Origin of the sequence: Chryseobacterium sp. KBW03 (genome assembly GCF_003852415.1) — a bacterium.
In the GTDB taxonomy this organism is placed as follows: domain Bacteria; phylum Bacteroidota; class Bacteroidia; order Flavobacteriales; family Weeksellaceae; genus Chryseobacterium; species Chryseobacterium viscerum.
On record NZ_QAJO01000002.1, the window covers coordinates 91031 to 112785 of the forward strand.

Sequence of the window (21755 nt, forward strand, 5' to 3'; positions counted from 1 at the left end):
CATATATTTTATAAAGATCTGTAACAATTAATTCACTTTTCACACTAATTGGTAAACAATTTCTAAATTTTATGAAAAAGCGACTTCTTTCTGCTGCTGCCGTAGCTTTCTTCGGGCTAATGCTGAATGCACAGCAAATCAAATTCGAAGAATATGACCTTCCCAATGGTCTTCACGTAATTCTTCATCAGGATAATTCTGCACCGGTTGTCACGACAGGTGTAATGTACCATGTAGGTGCAAAAGATGAAGTAAAAGGCAGAACAGGTTTTGCTCACTTCTTTGAACACCTTTTATTTGAAGGAACTCCGAATATCAAAAGAGGAGACTGGTTCAAAATCGTTTCTTCAAACGGGGGTGAGAACAACGCCAACACGACCAATGACAGAACGTATTACTACGAAACATTCCCTTCCAACAACGAACAGCTTGGTCTTTGGATGGAAGCGGAAAGAATGCGTCACGCAGTTATCAACCAAATTGGAGTGGATACACAGAGAGAGGTTGTAAAAGAAGAAAAAAGATTGAGAATGGATAACCAGCCTTATGGAAATCTTTTCACAACGATTCAGAAAAACTTATTTACAAATCACCCATACAACTGGCCAACAATTGGTTCTATGGAAGATTTAAATTCTGCTAAACTAGAAGAGTTCCAGGCGTTCTACAAAAAGTATTACGTTCCGAATAATGCTACTTTAGTGGTGGCAGGAGACATCAAGCCTGAGCAGACTAAAAAATGGATCGAAACGTATTACGGAGGAATTCCAAAAGGAACAATTTACCCGAAAGATTTCCCGAAAGAAACCCCTATTACTCAGGAAAAAGAAGTTACGGCTACGGACCCGAACATTCAGCTTCCAGCTTATATCTTTGCCTACAGGACCCCTGCTAACAAAGAAAAAGATGCTTATGTTTTAGATATGCTTTCTTCTTATTTAAGTAATGGTAAATCTTCAGTTTTATATAAAAAATTAGTTGACCAGGAAAAGAAAGCGCTTCAGGTAGGAGCCTTCAATCAGGGTCTTGAAGACTACAGTATTTTCGCATTCTATGCGATTCCGATGGGACAGACTACAAAACAGGTTTTACAGGCTGACATTGATGCTGAAATCAAAAAAGTACAGACTACTTTAATTTCTGAAGAAGATTATCAAAAGCTTCAAAACCAGTACGAAAACCAATTTGTAAATGCCAACTCTAGTATTCAGGGAATTGCTGCTTCATTGGCAACCAATCATGTATTGATGGGTAACACGAATTTGATCAATAAAGAAATCGACATTTACAGAGCTGTCACAAGACAGGATCTTCAAAATGCGGCTAAAAAGTATCTTAATTCTAACCAAAGAATAATCATTAATTACGTACCTGAAAAAAAGTAATCATTTCAACTTCTCAGGTTAAACTATGATTATTTAAAATTAAATTTTTACAAATGAAAAAGCAATTAACATATATAGCTGCAGCGTTTTTCTTTACAGGAATGGTTTCAGCACAAAAAATAGATCTTAATGCAATGCCGAAACCGGGACCTACTCCTGCGATCAACATTGCCAAGCCAAAAACTTTCCAGCTAAGCAATGGTCTTACGGTAATGGTGGTGGAAAACAACAAACTGCCAAGAGTAAGCGCAAGTCTTTCTATGGACAGACCTCCGTACAATGAAGGAAGCGTAACCGGAGTAAGCCAAATCATGGCTGAACAGTTCGAAAACGGAACGACGAACATCAGCAAAGATGACTTCAACAAAAAAGTAGATTATCTTGGTGCTAATCTTAATTTCTCTTCTAATGGAGCTTCTGCCAATTCACTTTCAAAATATTTCCCTGAAGTATTAGGTCTGATGGCTGATGCGATCATTAATCCTAAATTCTCCGCTGAAGAAATTCAAAACTCTAAAGAAAGAGCTGTAGAAGGATTAAAATCTGAAGAGAAAAATGCATCTTCTATCGCTGGAAGAGTTTCTTCTGCTTTGATGTATGGAAAAAATACGTCAAGAGGTGAATTTGAAACAGTTGAATCTATCAACAAAATTCAGTTAGCTGACGTACAAAATACGTATAAAAAATACTACGCTCCGGATAATGCTTACTTAGTAATCGTTGGAGACGTAAAATTTGACCAGGTAAAATCTTTGATCGAGAAATCTTTCAATGGTTGGAAAAAAGCAAATACTCCTGTTGCACAGTTAGAACCGGCTTCTAATGTTGCTAAAACAGAGATCAATGTAGTGGATGTTCCTTCTGCTGTACAGTCTGTTGTTTCATTAAACAACCTGAACAACCTGAAGATGAAGGATGCCAACTATTTCCCTGCAACAATCGCTAACTACATTCTTGGTGGTGGTGGTGAAGCAAGGCTTTTCATGAATCTTCGTGAGAAGAACGGATTTACTTACGGTGCATATTCCAGTATGGTTGCCAGCAAGTATTCTCCACAATTCTCTGCAAGTGCAAGTGTAAGAAATGAAGTTACAGACAAAGCTGTTAAAGAATTCATGAATGAACTTAACGCTATTTCTACTGTAAAACCGGAAGAGTTGGAAAATGCTAAAGCTAAACTGAAAGGATCTTTCATTATGTCTTTGGAGCAGCCAGCTACTATCGCAAGATTTGCTTTAAACCAAAAAGTTCAGGACTTACCTGCTGACTTCTATACTAATTACTTAAAATCTATTGATAAAGTAACTGCTGCAGATGTATCAAATGCTGTAAAAACTACAATTTTACCAAACCAAAGCAGGATTTTCATCGCTGGTAAAGCGGCTGATATTTCTGAAGGATTGGAGAAACTTGGGTATCCTGTAAAATATTTCGATAAGGAAGCCAATCCGGTAACTAAACCTGCTGCACAGAAAGTAGATGCAAGTGTTACCATTGGATCTGTTGCTGATAAATACATCAACGCGATCGGAGGTCTTGCTGCTGTTCAGAAAGTAACTTCTATCACGACAGATGCTACTACAAAAATCCAGGGTATGGATATGACGATGAAACTGATCCAGGCTAAAGGAGGAAAAATGGCAATGGATATGAAAATGATGGGAAATACCGTACAAAAAATCATTTTTGACGGGAAAGACGGATACATGGAAGCTCAGGGACAAAAAATGCCTCTGAATGACAAACAGAAAGCTGATATGTCAGATCCGGAACTTTTCCCTGAACTTACTTTTGCTAAAAGTGCAGAATACAAACTGGCAGGAATCGAAAAGTATAATAACGAAGACTCTTATGTCGTAAAAGGAACTAAAGAAACTTACTATTACAGTGTAAAAACAGGCCTTAAGACAGGTGAAGTAAAAGCTGGAGAAGGAGGATCTATCCCTACAAGTTATGCAGACTACAAAGATGTTTCAGGAGTGAAACTTCCGTTTACCATCATTCAGAATATGGGCGGAATGGATATCAACCTGAGTGTAAAATCTTACCTGATCAATCAGGCTAAAGATTCAGATTTCAAATAGAAACCTCTTATTTTTATAGAAAAAACGGCAACAATTGTTGCCGTTTCTATTTTTATCAACATTTGGCGACATCTTTCTTTGTCATTCAGTAAAAAAAGATTAAATTTGCCCATTCAAAAAGATATCAAATTAATGGATACTATATTTACACTATTGATGGTTCTTGTTATGGTTGCCAGTGTTTTATTGGTAATTATCGTTATGGCACAAAATCCAAAAGGAGGAGGCCTTTCCAGTACATTCGGAGGTGCATCATCTGCACAGTTTGGAGTACAAAGAACCAATGATTTCATGGAAAAAGCAACATGGACTCTAGGCGCAACTATCATCGTTCTTATCCTTTTGAGCGTTGTTATTACAGGTAAGCCGTCTCAGGTAGCCCCTAATCAGCCAGCGAAGAAAGAAGCTCCAGCAAAACAGTCTGCTCCTGCTTCTTCTACAACAACTCCGGCTAAAGCTCCTGTAGCTCCTGCAAAATAAGAAGAATACAATCTTACATACAAAAAAGCAACTCAATTTTGAGTTGCTTTTTTATTTTAATCTGATCTTTTCTATCTGATGCCGAAGCTTCAATCCTGCTTTTAAAAATGAATACTGTACAGGCTTCGATTCTTTATAATATTTATCAATAAAGATCTGCATAGCACCGTAGAATCTCTTGAGATATACTTCATCTTTGATCGTACTTTCTCCCTTGTGATGAAGAATTGAAACTTTTCCATAATAGAAATTCTTATAACCGTTTCTTAAAAAGGTATAGCAAAGATCAATATCTTCTCCATACATAAAGTAAGCTTCATCCAGACCTCCTATTTTTTCGTAAACCTCTCTTTTAGCTAATAAGAATGCTCCTGTGATCACTTCTATTTCAGCAACAGCATCTTCTTCAATATCGTTTCTGTAATAGGTTTTTGAATTGTTGTTTTTAAAATTGGTAAACAGCTTTTCAAAAGAATTAAACATATCCGGTACCGAGCGTTTACTTTCAGGCAGAAAATGCCCTTCTGCATCATGCATTCTTACTCCCAGACATCCGAAAGAAGGCTGCGAATCTGCAAAGTCCAGAAGTTCTTTCATATAACCCCCTTCTAATTCCGTATCAGGATTCAAAAGCAGTATATATTCTCCTTTTGCAGTTTGAACCGCCTGGTTATTCGCTTTTGAAAACCCTCCGTTCGTTTCAGAAGATATAAAATGTACGCTTGGAAACTCAGGAATAAGATTTTCCCATGAACTGTCTGTAGAAGCATTATCGATAACAATCACTTCATATTCCACCTCCTGTATATACTTCTGAAGAGATAAGAGACAGCTTCTGAGCAATCGGGTAACATTATAGTTAACAATAATAACGGACAGCTTCATATTAATCCTTTTCGTTGTATGGCAGCCTGTTGATAATAGATCTTCCTAAAGAAATTTCATCCGCATACTCCAATTCATCCCCTACTGAAATTCCTCTTGCAATGCTTGAAAAATTCACATTGAAGCTCTTAAATTTCTTGTAAATATAATAAGCGGTAGTATCCCCTTCCATGGTGGCACTCAATGCAAAAATAAATTCCTTCACCTTACCGTCATTCAGTTTCTTTTCAATACTTGGAATATTCAGCTGGCTGGGTCCTACCCCCTCCATTGGAGAGATTTTCCCGCCAAGGATCAGATATTTCCCTGTATATTTCCCTGTATTTTCAATAGCAATTACATCCCGTACATCTTCAACAATACAGATCAATTCACCATTTCTTTTTTCATTGCTGCATATTTCACAGATATCAAAATCTGAAAAATTATGACACTCTTTACAATATTTTATTTCGTTGACAAGATTAATCACGGAATTTCCAAGACTTACGGCTCTGGAATTGGGCTGCTTCAACAAATGTAATGCTAATCTTAAAGCCGTTTTTCTTCCAATCCCAGGCAATCCCGAAATCTCATCTACCGCCTTTGCCAACACTTTACTTGGGTAATCCATAGGTACAAAAATAAGGATTAAAGTTGAGGAAATGAGTATGAGAAGGGATGATAAATTGTAAGAATCACCTGTGAATCGTCAATTCGTTTCACTTATGAAAATTTATTCTCGGGAGATCTATTTACTATTGATTTTGCGCAGCAAAAATTGATTCCTGATTATCGATCAACATCCGGCTCCAGAATGTCCCAAAACGATATTTTAAATTTTCCCAATACCCATAAACTCTAAAAAAACCTTTATATTTGCGGCTTAAATTAATATGAAAAAAAACTAACATGGTACTTAACAATCTTAACTATCCTCTGGATTTCAAATTCAAAATCACTACTTTAGCAAGTGACTTCAACATTACTGACAAAAACGGGAATTATGTAGCGTATGTTCGTCAGAAAATGTTCAAGTTAAAAGAAGATGTTATCGTTTTCAATGATGAGAGCAAGTCTAAAGAGCTTTTCAGAATCAGAGCGAATAAATGGATTGATTTCAATGCATCCTATTCTTTGAATGACATTGTTGACAATAAAAACTTCGGTAGATTGGCAAGAAAAGGAATGCGTTCTATCTGGAAAGCAAGTTATGATATTCTGGATGCCAAAGATCAGCCAAAGTTTAAAGTTCAGGAAGACAGTGCCTGGGTAAGATTCTGGGACAGCTTTGTAGGAGAAATTCCTATCATTGGAATGTTCACCGGGTATTTCCTTAATCCTTCTTATACCGTAACAGGTATTGATGGAAAAGCTTATTTTAAACTGAAAAAAATGCCTTCATTCTTTGGAAGAAGATTCCAGCTGGATAGACTGATCGATATTGATGACGAGGAAGAAAGCCTGGTAATCCTTTCTTTATTAATGATGACACTTCTTGAAAGAGCAAGAGGTTAAAAAATAACAAAACCACAAACACATGAAATATTTAATCATTTTATTTTCCGCATTTCTACTGGTAGCCTGCAAAAAGGAAAAAGAAACCGTTTCAGGTTCTGCTCCTGCTGATTCTTTACATATTGCTAAAGACTCTGCTTCAACTGGATCTTCATCAGGAAATATTCTGGTGGGAACCATTCCTTTTCCGAAAGAAATTAAAGAATGTTCTTGCTATTTTGCTGTAAGCAAAGCCGATTTTGAAAATGAAAGATACATCTATGCAGATGATGCCGGGAAAACAGCTTACATGATGCTGGATGGCAAAAGACTGGCTATGAATCTTATTTCATCAAGTGATATGGAAGTAGATGAATTACTGACCAAAGAAATAGAAAATGATGATTATAAGATCTCTGTAAAAGGTAAAAAAGTAAAAGGCGAAGAAGCTTTATTGTTTGAAGGTACTTTGACTATTGAAAAGCCGGATGGCACTACTTTCACAACCCCGATCTACGGGGAGTGTGGATGTTAATAAGAGTGAAATCTTAAAAAGATAAAAAGACAGATTAGCAAATTTGCTGTTTTAGCTTTTTGCCTCCAAATACATACAAAAATGCTTCTGTATCCCACGGAAGCATTTTTTATTTCGTAAATTTGAGAAAAATAAAATTCAATGGAATTATCTAATATAGAACCGCAGATAATCTGGAAAAATTTTTCAAAGTTAAATGCTGTTCCAAGACCTTCAAAAAAAGAGGAAAAAGTAATTGCTTTCATCAAAGGATTTGGTGAAGATTTAGGACTGGAAACTACGGTAGATGAAGTAGGAAATGTCATTATTAAGAAACCTGCCACTGCAGGAATGGAAAACCGTAAATCTATTGTGCTTCAATCGCACCTTGATATGGTTTGCCAGAAAAACAACGATGTGAATTTTGATTTTGAAACAGAAGGAATCAAAATGGAAATTGATGGTGACTGGGTAAAGGCAAAAGGAACTACTTTAGGGGCTGATAATGGCTTAGGAGTAGCTACAATCATGTCTATCCTTGAAAGCTCAGATATTCCTCATCCTGCATTGGAAGCTCTTTTCACGATTGATGAAGAGACAGGAATGACGGGTGCTTTAGGATTAAAGCCAGGTCAATTGGCAGGACAAATTCTATTGAATCTTGATACGGAAGAAGATGACGAGATCGATATCGGTTGTGCAGGAGGCGTTGATGTAACGATTACTCAAAGTTATTCAACTGAAGCATCAAAAGGACAGGTTGTAAAGATCACCGTAAAAGGTCTTCAGGGAGGACATTCCGGAATGGATATTCATAAAGGTTTCGGAAACTCCAATATTATTTTGGGAAGACTTCTTTATAAAGGTTTAGAGAAACAAAATATAGAATTGATCTCTATCGACAGCGGTGGATTGAGAAATGCAATTCCAAGAGAAGGGGCTGCGATTATTTCAGTAAGAAATGCGCAGGAATTTATGGAAGAGGCAACCGCTCTTAAAAAGGATATTTTAGAAGAATTTGCTTCTGTAGAACCAGGACTTCAGATCAATATTGAGAACTCTACATCTTCTGACAAAGCAACTTCTGAAGCAGATTCCAAAAAAATCATCCTTACTTTAAAATCTCTTCACAACGGAGTATACAGAATGAGCCCGGATGTGGCAGATCTTGTAGAAGCTTCCAACAACGTAGCAAGAGTAGAACTAAAGGGTGGAGAACTTAAAATTTTAAATCTTACAAGATCATCTGTAGATTCTTCTAAATATTCAGTAGCTGAACAATTGAAATCTGTAGCAGAACTGGCTGGAATGAATGTTGAATTCAGCGGTTCATATCCGGGATGGAAACCAAAACCAGGTTCAGAGATTGTACAATTGATGGAGAAGCTTTACACTGAGAAGTTCAATGAAAAACCTCATGTAGTAGCTTGTCACGCAGGTCTTGAATGTGGTATCATCGGTGCCAACTATCCTGAAATGGAAATGGTAAGCTTTGGACCAACGATCAGAGGAGCACACTCACCTGACGAAAGAGCCAATATCCCTTCAGCACAAAAATTCTGGAGCTTCCTGAAAGATATTTTAGCGAATATTCCTCAGAAATAGAACATTAAAATTACTATATTGAATATCCAAAGTCTTAAGATTTTGGATATTTTTAATTTTTAAATATAATGAAAAGAATATTACTTCTATTTTATCTGATAATCTGTATTAAAACTTACTCTCAATCACAGAAATTAAGAGGTGAATGGATTTTAGATAAAATTGTACAGCCTGATGGAAAAAATTTAGAGATAAATAATTCCAAGTATTCGTTCAGGCTTTTTTACTTCATTAATCAAGATGAATTAGTTATTTATAATCAAAAATTTAAAGCAAAATTTTATAATGACAAGATCAGTCTTGAAAATCGTATGTTCAAATATTGGTTTGAAGATGATTATCTGGTGATGCAAGAAGGAAATGAAATATCATTATTATTAAAAGAAGAAGATTTTATAAAAAAGTATCCGGAATTTCAGCCCAAAATTGAAGTAAGAAATAATGATAGTTTACTGGTTGCCAACCAGGTAATTCGTCCAATATTTAACCATGAAAAAACTTTTGATGACTTCATAATCCCCCTAATGAAGCAAGAAAACTCAAAAGATATGGATGACTTATATTTTAAAATTGAATATATTTTAACAAAAGATAATAAGATTACTAATATTAAAATACTTGACAAACGTACTCCTCAATATGATACACAATTTGTGCAAGCATTAATGCAGGCAGAAAAATATTTTAAAAATCCCTATGGAGTAGACATGTTAGTAACTGAAGAAAAACATTTCTTAAAATTTTTTCATGATTTGAATGACAAATCAGAGAAAGATTTATACCATATTATTGGAAATGGTTTTGAATACTATAATAATAACCAATTTGAGAAAGCAATTGAAAACCTCAGTAAGCTGGATAAATTACAAATTAAAGATAATCGCTTCATTTCAAGATTTCGTGACGGATATATTAAGTTAGGAATATCATATCTTGCTGTTGGAAAAAATGAACAGGCATGTACCAGCTTCAGAAAAGCTGGAGATTTAACAACTTTTGAAGTTAGAAATTATTTAAAAGATTTTTGCAAATAATATGAAAAGTATCACCGTATTCTGCGGCTCAAGTTTCGGCTCGCATGACATTTACAAAGAACAGGCATTCCTTCTGGGACAAACCTTAGCAAAACAAGATATACAACTCGTTTATGGCGGTTCGGAAACCGGCTTAATGGGAACAGTAGCCAATGGGGCTTTAAGTGAAAATGGTAAGGTAATCGGAGTGCTGCCTCAGTTTTTACAAACCAAAGAAATTGCCCACAAAAATCTAACAGAGCTCATCATCGTGGAAACGATGCATGAAAGAAAGACAAAAATGAATGAACTTTGCGACGGAGTCATCGTTCTGCCAGGAGGTTATGGAACACTGGAAGAACTCTTCGAGATGATCACCTGGGCACAACTTGGACTTCACAAAAAGCCGATCGGAATTTTGAATATTGACGGTTTTTATGATGATCTGATCAAATTGATTCAAACCATGGTGGATAAAGAATTCTTAAAGCAGGTCAACAAAGATATGCTCCTAGTAAGCGATACTATTGAAGATCTGTTGGAAAAGATGAGAAACTATCAGGCTCCTACAGTTTGGAAAGTGATTTCTAAAGATGAAGTATAAAAACAAAACCCGTCCGAAAATTCGGACGGGTTTCTTATTAAGATTAAAAAATATTTTCTAAGGATAAGGAGCAATTGCCACTTCGAGCCCTTCCATGGCATCGGCAATATGTAACTGGCATCCCAATCTGCTGTTCTCTTTCACATGGAAAGCTTCAGCAAGCATGGCATCTTCTTCATCTCCCATTGTTTCCAAACCGGGATCATTAATTACATATACCTGGCATGAAGCACACATCGCCATTCCTCCGCATACACCAATAGTACCTTCTTCTGCCAATTCATAAGCACGGATAATTTCCATTAAGTTCATGGACATATCCGTAGGAGCTACGACATCGTGGGTTACACCTTCTCTGTCGGTGATTTTAATATTAACATCTGACATAATTCTGCAAAACTAGTCAATTTTTTTCACAACTGCCTTCTCTGCTTCTTTACGGCTTCCGTCAAATCCGTCTACACCACTTACGGTTGTATATTTTAGAACGAATTTTTTACCTGGATTTAATCTGTTGTACACACTCTGACACATTAAAGTAGCTTCGTGGAAACCACAAAGAATCAACTTCAATTTTCCAGGATATGTATTGATATCTCCAATGGCGTAGATTCCGTCAATGTTTGTCTGATAATCAAGAGCATTGTTTACAACAATTGCATTTTTCTCGATATTCAATCCCCAGTTTCCGATCTCACCTAATTTTGGAGTCAACCCGAATAAAGGAATAAAATAATCTGTTTCAATATCGTAAGCGTCCTGTCCGTCAACCTGTACTGTAATAGCTTCAACCTTTCCGTCACCTTTAACACCAGTAACTTCAGCAGGAGTAATTAATTTAATTTTCCCTTGGTTTTTCAGATCCTGAACTTTCTCTACAGAATCCAAAGCTCCACGGAACTCATTTCTTCTGTGAATCAATGTCACTTCACTCGCAACATTGGAAAGGAAAACACTCCAGTCCAAAGCAGAATCTCCACCTCCGGCGATTACTACTTTTTTGTTTCTGAAATGCTCAGGTTCTTTCACGAAATATTCAAGACCTTTTTCTTCATAATCAGCAAGATTGTCGAAAGCAGGTTTTCTAGGCTCAAATGTCCCTAATCCACCAGCGATTGCAATTGCTTTACATCTATGAACGGTTCCTTTATTAGTGATCACTTCAAACCACTCATCATCTACCTTTGTATAAGAAACAGCGGTCTCACCTAAAGTAAATCCAGGCTGAAACTGCTTAATCTGCTCCATCAAATTATCCACCAATTCTCCAGCGTTTACTGAAGGATACCCTGGAATATCGAAAATAGGTTTTTTAGGATAAAGTTCTGCCAACTGCCCTCCCGGTTGTGGAAGCGCATCAATAATGTGACACTTCATTTTTAATAAACCAGCTTCAAAAACTGCAAAAAGTCCTGTAGGTCCCGCACCTATGATCAATATATCAGTGGTTATCATAATCTTTAAGATAATTTAATTATACATGTAGCTGCAAATTTACTAATTTTAATGCGAAGCATATTTAATTGATTCTAAATAAAAACCTGAGATTTGTCAAATATCTATCAATTAAGATTTTAAATTTGGCAACGTTTTTGTAAATGTCTTGTTATGAAGAAAATTTTAAACCTTTTTGCAGTACTTATATTCTTTTTAGGTTCGGCCCAGATTGATAACATCGCAGACGGCGAATCTATCACTCTTAGAATTCACTATGGTTTCCTTAATGCAGGAACTGCGAACCTTACGACAAAGCAAACCAACTACAAAGGGGTACCCCATCTCTATGTAAAAGGGACAGGGCAGACTACGGGTGCTGTAAAAGCATTCTTCAAAGTGGAAGATTTATATGAAAGCTTTATCAATACACAGACAGGGCTACCAAGCTTTTATGTCAGAAATGTACGTGAAGGAAGCTACCGCCAGCATTTTGAAACGGTTTTCAATCACGATAATAATACTTTGATTTTAACAGATAAAAAGACGCCTGCCAATGGTTCTAAGGTTTTAAAATCTGTAAAAGGAGTTCAGGATATGCTTTCCTGTTTTTACTATTTAAGAAGTAAAAGCCCCGATGAATTGAAAGTGGGAACCATCATCAATATGAATGTATGGATTGATGACGAGATGTTTCCTTTTCAGTTAAAAGTAACCGGGACAGAAAATTTAAAGACAAAATTCGGTACCATCAATTGCTTAAAGATTATTCCATCTGTAAAGAGCGGAAGAGTATTTAAAGAAAAAGAAGGCGTAACGATGTGGGTTTCCAACGATGCCAATCACCTTCCTATGCTGTTAAAAGCTGAACTGGCAGTAGGTTCACTGAAAGCAAGTATTGATGATTATAAAAATGTAAAATATCCTTTAAAGTTTAGCAAATAAAGAATAATTATTTTTTTAAATAGAGAGCCTGTAAAATTATTTACAGGCTTTTTTTATGTTCAATGTAATAGAATGTTAACATTGATTGTCTTAATTATAGAGGCAGACAAAGGAGCTGCAGCATGTCAATACTTCGTTGAGGTACCTAGCGGATTCGAAACCGAAGTATGGGCATAAGAAACAGACACGTGTAAATTTTTCAATAAAGATCAGTTTTTAGTTACGTTTTGTTTCTTAGGTCAGTAATTAAAAACAAAAACCTCCGGAGCTCCGGAGGTTTGATTTTTTATAGTGTTTTGAACTGTTCCAGTGTTCTGATATCATTTTCGAAGAACATTCTGATGTCACTCATCTGGTAAAGAAGCATCGTGATTCTTTCAATACCCATTCCGAATGCATATCCTGAATATTTCTCAGAATCAATATTCACATTTTTCAGTACGGCAGGATCTACCATTCCGCAACCCATGATCTCCAGCCATCCTGTTCCTTTCGTAATTCTATAATCAGTTTCAGAGTTCAATCCCCAATACACATCAATTTCAGCACTTGGCTCAGTGAACGGGAAGAATGAAGGTCTCATTCTGATTTTAGATTTTCCGAAAAGCTCAGTCGTAAAAAACTGAATCGTTTGCTTTAAGTCTGCAAAGCTTACATTCTCATCAATATACAATCCCTCAATCTGGTGAAAAATACAGTGAGAACGTGAAGAGATTGCTTCATTTCTGAAAACTCTTCCCGGAGATAAAATCCTGATTGGCGGCTGGTTTTCTTCCATATAACGGGTCTGTACGGAAGAAGTATGCGTTCTTAAAAGAATATCCGGATTCTGCTCAATAAAGAACGTATCCTGCATATCTCTTGCCGGGTGATATTCCGGAAGGTTAAGCGCCGTAAAGTTATGCCAGTCATCTTCAATCTCAGGACCGTCTGCTACTGCAAAGCCAATCGATTTGAAGATTTCGATAATTCTGTTTTTAACAAGATTAATCGGGTGTCTTGAGCCCAAATCCAATGGAAAAGCAGGTCTTGTAAGATCTTCTTTTTCTACCACAACAGAAGATTCAGAAGAGCTTTTCAAGTCTTCCAATTTTACAGCTACTGCTTGTTTTAAAGTATTGATCTTCTGTCCGAAATCTTTCTTCTGGTCGTTAGGAACTTCTTTTAATGTTTCGTAAAAATCATTCAGAACCCCTTTTTTACCGTTGTACTTGATTCGGAAGTTTTCGATATCTTCCTTAGAGCTAGCATTGAAGCCATTTACTTCGATCAGTAGTTCTTCTATCTTTTCTATCATTATTTTACCCTTTCAAAATGTTTTGCAAAAATACGACTTTTAAGTTTAAAAATAAGTCCGTTATAAAAAAATCTGCCTCTTTTTCGGGAGGCAGACTTCAATCACTTATTTCACTTAAATAAAAAAATTATTTCTTTTCTAAAGCTTTAACGCTGATCTGAAGAGTTACCTCGTCTTTAATGACACCGTTTTCAGCAGGAGCCTGGAACTTTACCCCAAACTCTTCTCTCTTGATATCTTTCGGTTCAGTAGCTACACTCACCTCTCCATCCTTCACAGAAACATTAGCCTTAAACTGAACTGGTTTTGTAATTCCTTTAATGGTTAAATTACCTTCTAAAAGAGTATTATAATCTCCTTCCGTAGCCGGAGTTACTTTTGTAATTTCATAAGAAGCTGTCGGGAATTTTTCAACTTCAAAGAAATCACCGCTCTTCAGGTGCCCATTTAATTTCCCTAAATCTTCCGGGCTGTCTTTCAAGTCCACAGAAGTTAATGAGTTCATATCAGCAACGAATTTTCCGCTTTCCAGTTTTCCGTCTTTCACTGTCACATCTCCACTTTCAAACTTGATTGTTCCAAAATGGCTCGTATTTTCAGATTTAAATACTTTATATCCCTTCCATTCAACCTTACTGTTTAACGTATCCAAAGTGAACTGGCTACCTTCTTTGGTAGTTGCCACCTCATTACTTTCACTGGTAAGCGGTTTATCTTTTTTACAAGAAACCATTACAGCAGCAATAAATAACGCAGGAATCGCTAACGAAAACAGTTTTTTTCTCATTTTTGATTTATTTTTATTAGTTCCGCTAATATAATAAAAAAAATTATGTTTTCATAAAAACCTTACATTTGTAATATGCTATTAGAAATAAACAATTTATTTTTCTCTCATACCAAAGAAAATCCCCTGTTTCAGAACCTTAACCTAAGGTTTGAAGAAAACAGAATTATAGCACTTGCAGGAGAAAGCGGATGCGGAAAATCTACTCTTCTCAACCTTATTTATGGTCTTCTTGACTGGGAAAGCGGAGAAATTATTTTTAACGGAACACGGCTTTTGGGACCGAAAGGAAACCTCGTTCCCGGAGAAGCAGAAATGAAATTCGTAGCACAGAATTTTGATCTTATGCCTTACGCTACTGTTGCCGAAAATGTAGGGAAGTTTATTTCGAATATCAATTTAAAACAAAAAAAAGAAACCGTAGCGGAACTTCTTGAGGTAGTAGGACTTCAGGAGTTCGCCAATGTGCTTCCCAAATATTTAAGCGGCGGGCAACAGCAAAGAGTGGCCATTGCCAGAGCGCTTTCTGTGCTTCCAAAACTTCTGATTTTAGATGAACCTTTCAGTAATCTTGATTTTCCGAGAAAAATTGAACTCAGAGAACGGCTTTTCAGATATGTAAAGCAGCACGGCGTTTCTTTAATCATCTCTACTCACGAACTTCAGGATATTATGCCATGGCTGGATCAGATCGTCATTTTACAGGACGGAAGACTGATTCAAAATGACAGTCCGGAAGAAACTTACAGACGTCCTTACAACTCTTATGTTGCGAAGTTATTCGGAGAAGTAAATATCTTCAGCGAAACTGAAGCTGAAGATTTCCAGCTTTCAAAATTCTCCTATTATCCTAAAGAAATAAAAATCACTGAAACCGGTCTCGAAGCCGAAGTCCTTGAAAGCCGATTTGCAGGAAACTATTATTGGAACAAAATTAAAGCAAGGAATAAAGAAATAGTGGTTTATACTGATGAAAAATTAGAGGGTTTGATTACTATTTCTTTTATATAAAGCAAAAGTAAATTTATTTACCCGCTGAGTCTTTATTTGCGATTTTATTTTTCACTATACACCACATAAGATCTACGTTTTCTTATACTTACCTATAAAAAAAATACAAACATAAGAATCAGTTATAAAACTTTTTCTTACATTTGTACCTCCAAAGCATAAGGAAATTTTTGGTTATTTCTCTTTCTGCCTTCCAGACGGACATTAGCAATCTTGCAATTAAGTCTTATGAAAGATTACACTGTCCAATTTTTTCCTTTTCTTATTTTTATGGCATACAAAAACAACGTTTTCTTATGCTTTCTTTACAAACTCAGACTTAAGAGCCATCGCTCCGAAACCATCAATTTTGCAATCAATATTATGATCACTTCCTGGTCTTAAACGGATATTCTTCACTTTAGTACCCGCCTTTACAGGTTTTGGTGCTCCTTTTACAGGAAGATCTTTTACGACAACTACAGAATCTCCATCCTGAAGTTCGTTTCCGTTTGAATCCAATATTTTTCCTTCACTAGCTGCCTCAGAAACTGCTTCCTCAGGGTTCCATTCGTAGAAACACTGGGAACAGACCATCATATTATCGCTCGGATAGGTAAATTCGGAGCTGCATTTCGGACAAAGTACTGTATCACTCATATTTTTAATTTTTGCAAAGGTAGAGCTTTTTAGAGGTTGAAGTCAAGAGATAAAGTTCAGTATAATAGATAATAAGCACATGCTAATATAACACAAAATAGTGAATTAATATAAATTAAATAAACTTGCTACAAAGAAAATAAAGTATAGTAATGAACAGTGTATATTTTACTAGCAAATATTTTTCATTAAGCAAAAACATAGGTTTATTTGTTCTAAAGGGAAAGGCTATTGTCAACAAATAAAAAATATAAATATTCGGAAAATATTTACAAATTCAGCATTAAAATGTATTTCTACCACTTAAAAAATCAATAAACAGATTGACTTTACATCAATAATATTAGATTAGATCAGATCACATTACTCCCCCATTCTAAACTCTTCCAATTCCCAAACTCATCACTCAATCTTCAACTCTCAATTAAAAGTCGTATTTTTGCAGATTCAAACAGCGAAGCAAATTTATGGAACTTATTCACAGAAACTTGGCAATCGGAATTCACGATGCCCTACAGGAGACATTTTTTGAGAAAAACAAATATGCCGATAAAGTTATTGAAAGACTTTTGAAAGCAAACAGAAAATGGGGAAGCCAGGACAGAGCTGTTGTTTCTGAAATTTTTTACAATATTATCCGTTGGAAAAAACGCCTTGAATACTATATGGGTGAAGGGGTGAAACCTAACAATATCTACAAACTCATCATCGCCTATTTGCTTTGGAGCAAAACCAATTATAAAAAATTTGAAGAATTTGACGGAATCAAAATCGCCGATATTCTTACAAAGCTTAAAAAGAATAGTGTTCCTACAAAAGCAATAGAACATTCTATCCCTGAATGGCTGGCTGAAACTCTTGAAAAAGAATTGGGGGCTAACTGGGAAAGAGAAATGCTTGCTTTGAACGAGCAGGCTCCTACGGTTTTAAGAGCGAACTCTTTAAGAACAACTCCTAAGGAACTTATTTCGGATCTTTCTGATGAGGGAGTCGTTGCTTTTCCTATTAAAAATTATCCTGATGCTGTTCAGCTGGAAGAAAAGAAAAACGTTTTCCTTACTACAGCTTTCAAAGAAGGATTATTTGAAGTTCAGGATGCCTCTTCTCAGAAAATCGGTTATTTCCTTGATGTACAAGAAGGACAGAGAGTGGTGGATGCGTGTGCAGGTGCAGGAGGAAAAACACTTCACTTGGCAGCAATCATGAAAAACAAAGGTCAGATCATTGCATTAGACATCTTTGAATGGAAATTAGCTGAATTGAAGCGTCGTGCAAAAAGAGCAGGTGCTCACAACATTGAAACCCGTATGATTTCTGACAACAAAGTCATCAAACGTCTTTACGAAAAAGTAGACAGACTTTTGATCGATGCACCATGTTCAGGTCTTGGAGTTTTAAAAAGAAACCCGGACAGTAAATGGAAAATTGATCAGGCCTTTATTGACAGAATTAAAAAAGAACAGCAACAAATTCTTCAGGACTATTCTAAAATGCTAAAAAAAGGAGGAAAAATGGTATACGCAACGTGTTCTATCCTTCCTTCTGAAAACAATATGCAGGTAGAAGAATTCATCAAAAGCAATCCTGGATTCAAAATGGTTAAAGATGAAAAAGTAATGCCTAGCCAAGGGTATGACGGATTCTATATGGCTTTGATTGAGAGAGTTTCTTAATCTAAACCAATGAAATATATAAAACTACTCTATTTTTTGGAGTAGTTTTTTTTGTTTTAAAATCTTTCAAAAAAAATGTAACAATTTTTGTAACATTTCCACTACACTGTCTACTAACTGTATAGATTAAAACCGTATGATGCTGTGGAAAGTTTATAATAACTTTGCAGCAAACTCATTTATTTATGCATACAAGAATTGTTTTCAATTTTCTAGCCGTTTTTTTATACTGTCTGTTTTCTGCGCAGACCTACGAAATTCAGTATACCAGTTCATATAACGGAAAAACAACTGCTGACCAACCCTCCACTATAGTTTGGGTTAATGAGAAAGAAAATTTCATCCTCAACAGCACCATCAAAGAACAAAAAAGCAACTTCCCTTATGAAATCACTAAGGTTGAAAAACCTTCAAACACAATTGTCTCGTATGCTTTTTTAAAACCGGAATCTATTATTTCAACCTCTGATGCCGAATCTGTAGGAAAGCAGGATTTTGAACTCACCAATGAAACAAAAAAAATATTAGGATACAACTGTAAAAAAGCCGTTACAAAAGTCAATTCAAATACCATTGAAGTCTGGTATACCAATGACCTGAAGCTGAAAGGTGGACCTTCTGTTTTGGGACAGAATTTAGGACTGGTTCTGGAAGTTGAGCGAAATAAAAACTCTTTAGTTACAGCCAGTTCCATTAAAAAAATTAAAAATACAGGAATTGAAAATATCCTGAAAGGAAATATACAAACTACTGATCAGCTGGGATATAAAGACCTTCTTTGGAAAAGCAGATTTATCACCCTGAACGTTTTTGAAAATGAAATGATCAATTTCTCTGACGCCTCCAAATCAGACGAACAGATCAAGAGATATGCTAATGGTACCATTATTCTTAAAAAGATAAAATTTCCTGCTATTACAGAAGGTGAAAATATTTTTGTAGAACTGAAACAACAGTCGAACGGAGATGCCTATGACAGAACCGGAACTGTATTTTTCATTCCACAGGATAAAGAAAAGTCTTTTTTTGACGGATTGGAAAAAGGAGCAAAAACACTTCCTGTCTACGAAAACGGAAATGGAAAGCAGTATTACGGAATAATAACTACAGACAGCTACAACCCTGCTATGGAAATGATGAGATTCTTTACCCCTTTTGGAATCCAGAAGTTCAATCATATTCAGCTTAAAGGAAAAACCTGGCAGACGATCAGCCCTTACCGAGAGGATATCACAGAGCTGAAACCGGCATTATCGGGAAAAGAGCTTTGGGTAGGTACATTTATTGGCAATTATGATAAGGGAGGACACAAAGTAAGTCTTGATATTACCATTCACAAGAGTGATCAGAATATTTATAAAAATAATATCGCTATCCCTTTGTTTAATACTTTAAATATTATGGAAATGGCCGGGCAGGATTATTCTACAATGTTTAATCAGGATAAAGGACTGCTTGTTAGCTTCACTCTAAATAAAGATCTGAAGAATGCTCAGCTAAGATATACCACTACCGGACATGGAGGTTGGGAAAACGGAGATGAATTCGTTCCAAAAGCCAATTCTATTGTTCTTGATGAAAAACCGGTATTTTCATTTGTACCATGGAGAACAGACTGCGGATCATATCGTCTTTACAACCCTGCTTCAGGAAATTTCCCGGACGGACTTTCTTCATCAGACCTCAGCAGATCAAACTGGTGCCCGGGAACGGTTACCAATCCTAATTTCATCCCTCTTGGGGATTTGAAAGCAGGAAAACATACAATTCAGGTAAAAATCCCACAGGGGCCCACAGAAGGAACAAGTTTCAGCTCATGGAATGTTTCAGGAACGTTACTGGGAGTCCAATAAAAACAAAACCTTCTTGCATGAGAATTGCAAGAAGGTAAAAACACAAATGATGAAAAAAAATTATTTCGAGCCACAAAGTAAGGGTTAAAATTCATATAATAAATTACCATAGATTAATAAATATGTCATTTTTATTTCGTATGATATTGCATGAATTTTAGCCAACGAAAAAAAATTAATCAAATACATGTTAATTTCAATAAATAGTTAAGAATTTTAACTTAAAAATATAAATTAATTAAAAATTTTCGTTTTTAAATATTTTTTATTGCTATTCATAAACATCACCTTTACATTTGTTCCATAAATAATAAAAATTATGTGTGGAATTGTATGTTTATTCGACGCCCAGCAAAAAACTGAAGTATTAAGACCTCAGATTTTAGAAATGTCAAAAAAAATCCGTCACAGAGGACCGGATTGGAGCGGAGTTTTTCAGGACGAAAAAGTAATTTTCTCTCATGAAAGACTTGCCATTGTAGATCCTACCTCTGGAAAACAGCCTTTATTTACAAAAGACGGAAAAGTAGTATTAGCGGTCAACGGTGAAATCTACAACCATAGAGAATTAAAAGAAGAATTTCCTGATTATGAGTTTCAGACCCAGTCTGACTGTGAGGTTATTCTGGCTCTTTATAGAAAATACGGAAAAGATTTCGTTGAAAAACTGAACGGGATCTTCGCATTCGCATTATACGATACTGAGAATGATGTTTATCTCATCGCCCGTGATCATATGGGAATCTGTCCTCTGTATCAGGGTTGGGACAAAAACGGGAACTATTATGTAGCTTCCGAACTGAAAGCTCTTGAAGGGGTATGTAAAAAAATAGAAACCTTCCTACCGGGACACTTTGTTTACAGCAAAGACGGTGCTGATCTTCAGCAATGGTACACCAGAGACTGGGACAGTTTTGATCAGGTAAAAGAAAACGAAACAGATATCGCAAAGTTGAGAAAAGGTCTAGAGGATGCTGTTCACAGACAATTGATGAGTGATGTGCCTTATGGAGTACTACTTTCAGGTGGTTTAGACTCTTCTGTGATTTCAGCGATTACTGCAAAATATGCCCGTCAGAGAATTGAAAGCGGAGATACACAGGAAGCATGGTATCCAAGACTTCACAGTTTTGCTGTAGGACTTGTAGGTTCTCCCGATCTGGCAGCAGCTCAAAAAGCAGCAAAACATATCGGATCTGTTCATCATGAAGTCAACTTTACGGTTCAGGAAGGACTGGATGCCATACGCGATGTCATCTATCACCTTGAAACGTATGATGTAACCACGATCAGAGCATCCACCCCGATGTATCTTCTGGCAAGAGTGATCAAATCTATGGGAATCAAAATGGTGCTTTCAGGAGAAGGTTCTGATGAATTGTTCGGTGGTTATCTATATTTTCATAAAGCTCCCAATGCAAGAGAATTCCATGATGAAACCGTAAGAAAGCTGGGTAAACTCCACCTTTACGACTGCTTAAGAGCCAACAAGGCATTGATGAGCTGGGGCATTGAAGGCAGAGTTCCTTTCCTTGATAAAGAGTTTATGGATATTGCGATGACTCTTAATCCACAAGATAAAATGATCAATACTGCTGAAGGGAAAATTGAAAAATGGGTATTGAGAAAAGCTTTTGAAGATATGCTTCCAGATTCTATTGTATGGAGACAGAAAGAACAATTTTCAGATGGTGTAGGTTATTCATGGATCGATACTTTAAAAGAAGTTGCTGAAAAAGAAGTGACGGACGAAATGATGGCTAACGCAAGATTCAGATTCCCGCTAAACACTCCTCAGAACAAAGAAGAATACCGATACAGAACTATTTTTGAAGAACATTTCCCAAGTGAAACAGCTGCCGCTACTGTGCCATCTGTGCCATCCGTAGCCTGCTCCACTCCTATCGCCCTGGAATGGGATGAAGCTTTCAAAAAAATGAATGACCCAAGCGGAAGAGCCGTGAAGGTACATGAAACGTCATACGAGTAGAGAATAGATTAGCCAATTATGAATCGTCAATTCGTTGCATTTGTGAATTTTAATCGTGTAAAATAATTCACGATTCACTT

Annotated in this window: 20 protein-coding genes; 13 read left to right on the forward strand and 7 right to left on the reverse strand. The window is 36.2% G+C overall.

The window, feature by feature from the left end; all coding sequences use genetic code 11:
* Positions 1 to 71 precede the first annotated feature (71 nt).
* The 3 genes from DBR39_RS02390 (at position 72) to secG (ending at position 3949) form a co-directional block, all read left to right on the forward strand.
* A complete protein-coding gene (locus DBR39_RS02390; RefSeq protein ID WP_124530692.1) occupies positions 72 to 1385 on the forward strand; it encodes a M16 family metallopeptidase in 1314 nt (437 codons plus the stop codon).
* 53 nt (positions 1386 to 1438) lie between these two features.
* Positions 1439 to 3469, forward strand: coding sequence for a M16 family metallopeptidase (locus tag DBR39_RS02395; RefSeq protein WP_124530693.1), 2031 nt, complete (start codon positions 1439 to 1441; stop codon positions 3467 to 3469).
* Between the two features lie 132 nt (positions 3470 to 3601).
* Entirely contained in the window at positions 3602 to 3949 is a 348-nt protein-coding gene (secG, locus tag DBR39_RS02400; protein ID WP_103231614.1) for a preprotein translocase subunit SecG, read from the forward strand.
* Positions 3950 to 4000: 51 nt separating this feature from the next.
* Here the strand turns inward: secG and DBR39_RS02405 are convergent, their stop codons facing one another.
* Both DBR39_RS02405 and recR read right to left on the reverse strand, forming a co-directional pair.
* Positions 4001 to 4840 (reverse strand): glycosyltransferase family 2 protein, encoded by an 840-nt coding sequence (locus DBR39_RS02405; RefSeq protein WP_124530694.1) that lies wholly within the window; start codon positions 4838 to 4840, stop codon positions 4001 to 4003.
* Positions 4836 to 5447 (reverse strand): recombination mediator RecR, encoded by a 612-nt coding sequence (gene recR, locus DBR39_RS02410; protein WP_109738695.1) that lies wholly within the window; start codon positions 5445 to 5447, stop codon positions 4836 to 4838. Before recR ends, DBR39_RS02405 begins: the two co-directional genes overlap by 5 nt.
* A gap of 278 nt (positions 5448 to 5725) precedes the next feature.
* On the opposite strand from recR, the gene DBR39_RS02415 reads away from it, so the two are divergent.
* The 5 genes from DBR39_RS02415 (at position 5726) to DBR39_RS02435 (ending at position 10046) form a co-directional block, all read left to right on the forward strand.
* Positions 5726 to 6331 (forward strand): hypothetical protein, encoded by a 606-nt coding sequence (locus DBR39_RS02415; protein ID WP_124530695.1) that lies wholly within the window; start codon positions 5726 to 5728, stop codon positions 6329 to 6331.
* Positions 6332 to 6353: 22 nt separating this feature from the next.
* On the forward strand, positions 6354 to 6845 hold the full coding sequence (locus tag DBR39_RS02420) for a hypothetical protein (protein ID WP_124530696.1): 492 nt from the start codon (positions 6354 to 6356) through the stop codon (positions 6843 to 6845).
* Between the two features lie 141 nt (positions 6846 to 6986).
* Positions 6987 to 8429 (forward strand): aminoacyl-histidine dipeptidase, encoded by a 1443-nt coding sequence (locus DBR39_RS02425; RefSeq protein WP_124530697.1) that lies wholly within the window; start codon positions 6987 to 6989, stop codon positions 8427 to 8429.
* A 68-nt stretch (positions 8430 to 8497) separates the two neighbouring features.
* Positions 8498 to 9463 (forward strand): tetratricopeptide repeat protein, encoded by a 966-nt coding sequence (locus DBR39_RS02430; protein WP_124530698.1) that lies wholly within the window; start codon positions 8498 to 8500, stop codon positions 9461 to 9463.
* 1 nt (position 9464) lies between these two features.
* A complete protein-coding gene (locus tag DBR39_RS02435; RefSeq protein WP_124530699.1) occupies positions 9465 to 10046 on the forward strand; it encodes a TIGR00730 family Rossman fold protein in 582 nt (193 codons plus the stop codon).
* Positions 10047 to 10103: 57 nt separating this feature from the next.
* Here the strand turns inward: DBR39_RS02435 and DBR39_RS02440 are convergent, their stop codons facing one another.
* Both DBR39_RS02440 and DBR39_RS02445 read right to left on the reverse strand, forming a co-directional pair.
* Complete coding sequence (locus DBR39_RS02440) at positions 10104 to 10433, reverse strand: 2Fe-2S iron-sulfur cluster-binding protein (RefSeq protein ID WP_103234879.1); 330 nt, start codon at positions 10431 to 10433, stop codon at positions 10104 to 10106.
* Positions 10434 to 10445: 12 nt separating this feature from the next.
* Positions 10446 to 11501, reverse strand: a complete 1056-nt coding sequence (locus tag DBR39_RS02445; RefSeq protein WP_109738698.1) for an NAD(P)/FAD-dependent oxidoreductase — start codon at positions 11499 to 11501, stop codon at positions 10446 to 10448.
* Positions 11502 to 11654: 153 nt separating this feature from the next.
* Here DBR39_RS02445 and DBR39_RS02450 point away from each other — a divergent pair, with 153 nt between their 5' ends.
* Positions 11655 to 12425: a DUF3108 domain-containing protein gene (locus DBR39_RS02450; RefSeq protein WP_124530700.1), complete on the forward strand. Its 771-nt coding sequence runs from the start codon at positions 11655 to 11657 to the stop codon at positions 12423 to 12425.
* 286 nt (positions 12426 to 12711) lie between these two features.
* Here DBR39_RS02450 and pheS read toward each other — a convergent pair whose 3' ends face one another.
* Together pheS and DBR39_RS02460 are read right to left on the reverse strand one after the other, a co-directional pair.
* Positions 12712 to 13722 (reverse strand): phenylalanine--tRNA ligase subunit alpha, encoded by a 1011-nt coding sequence (gene pheS, locus DBR39_RS02455; protein ID WP_124530701.1) that lies wholly within the window; start codon positions 13720 to 13722, stop codon positions 12712 to 12714.
* A gap of 127 nt (positions 13723 to 13849) precedes the next feature.
* Positions 13850 to 14509: a YceI family protein gene (locus tag DBR39_RS02460; protein ID WP_124530702.1), complete on the reverse strand. Its 660-nt coding sequence runs from the start codon at positions 14507 to 14509 to the stop codon at positions 13850 to 13852.
* A 75-nt stretch (positions 14510 to 14584) separates the two neighbouring features.
* Here DBR39_RS02460 and DBR39_RS02465 point away from each other — a divergent pair, with 75 nt between their 5' ends.
* The gene (locus tag DBR39_RS02465) at positions 14585 to 15520 is read left to right on the forward strand and encodes a sulfate/molybdate ABC transporter ATP-binding protein (RefSeq protein ID WP_124530703.1); all 936 of its coding nucleotides are present in this window, start codon (positions 14585 to 14587) and stop codon (positions 15518 to 15520) included.
* A 294-nt stretch (positions 15521 to 15814) separates the two neighbouring features.
* On the opposite strand, the gene DBR39_RS02470 is transcribed toward DBR39_RS02465, so the two are convergent.
* A complete protein-coding gene (locus DBR39_RS02470; protein ID WP_124530704.1) occupies positions 15815 to 16159 on the reverse strand; it encodes a zinc ribbon domain-containing protein YjdM in 345 nt (114 codons plus the stop codon).
* Between the two features lie 467 nt (positions 16160 to 16626).
* On the opposite strand from DBR39_RS02470, the gene DBR39_RS02475 reads away from it, so the two are divergent.
* The 3 genes from DBR39_RS02475 (at position 16627) to asnB (ending at position 21675) form a co-directional block, all read left to right on the forward strand.
* Positions 16627 to 17832, forward strand: a complete 1206-nt coding sequence (locus DBR39_RS02475) for an RsmB/NOP family class I SAM-dependent RNA methyltransferase (RefSeq protein WP_124530705.1) — start codon at positions 16627 to 16629, stop codon at positions 17830 to 17832.
* A 185-nt stretch (positions 17833 to 18017) separates the two neighbouring features.
* Entirely contained in the window at positions 18018 to 19685 is a 1668-nt protein-coding gene (locus DBR39_RS02480) for a GLPGLI family protein (protein WP_124530706.1), read from the forward strand.
* A gap of 319 nt (positions 19686 to 20004) precedes the next feature.
* Entirely contained in the window at positions 20005 to 21675 is a 1671-nt protein-coding gene (gene asnB, locus DBR39_RS02485; RefSeq protein WP_124530707.1) for an asparagine synthase B, read from the forward strand.
* The last annotated feature ends 80 nt before the right edge of the window (positions 21676 to 21755 follow it).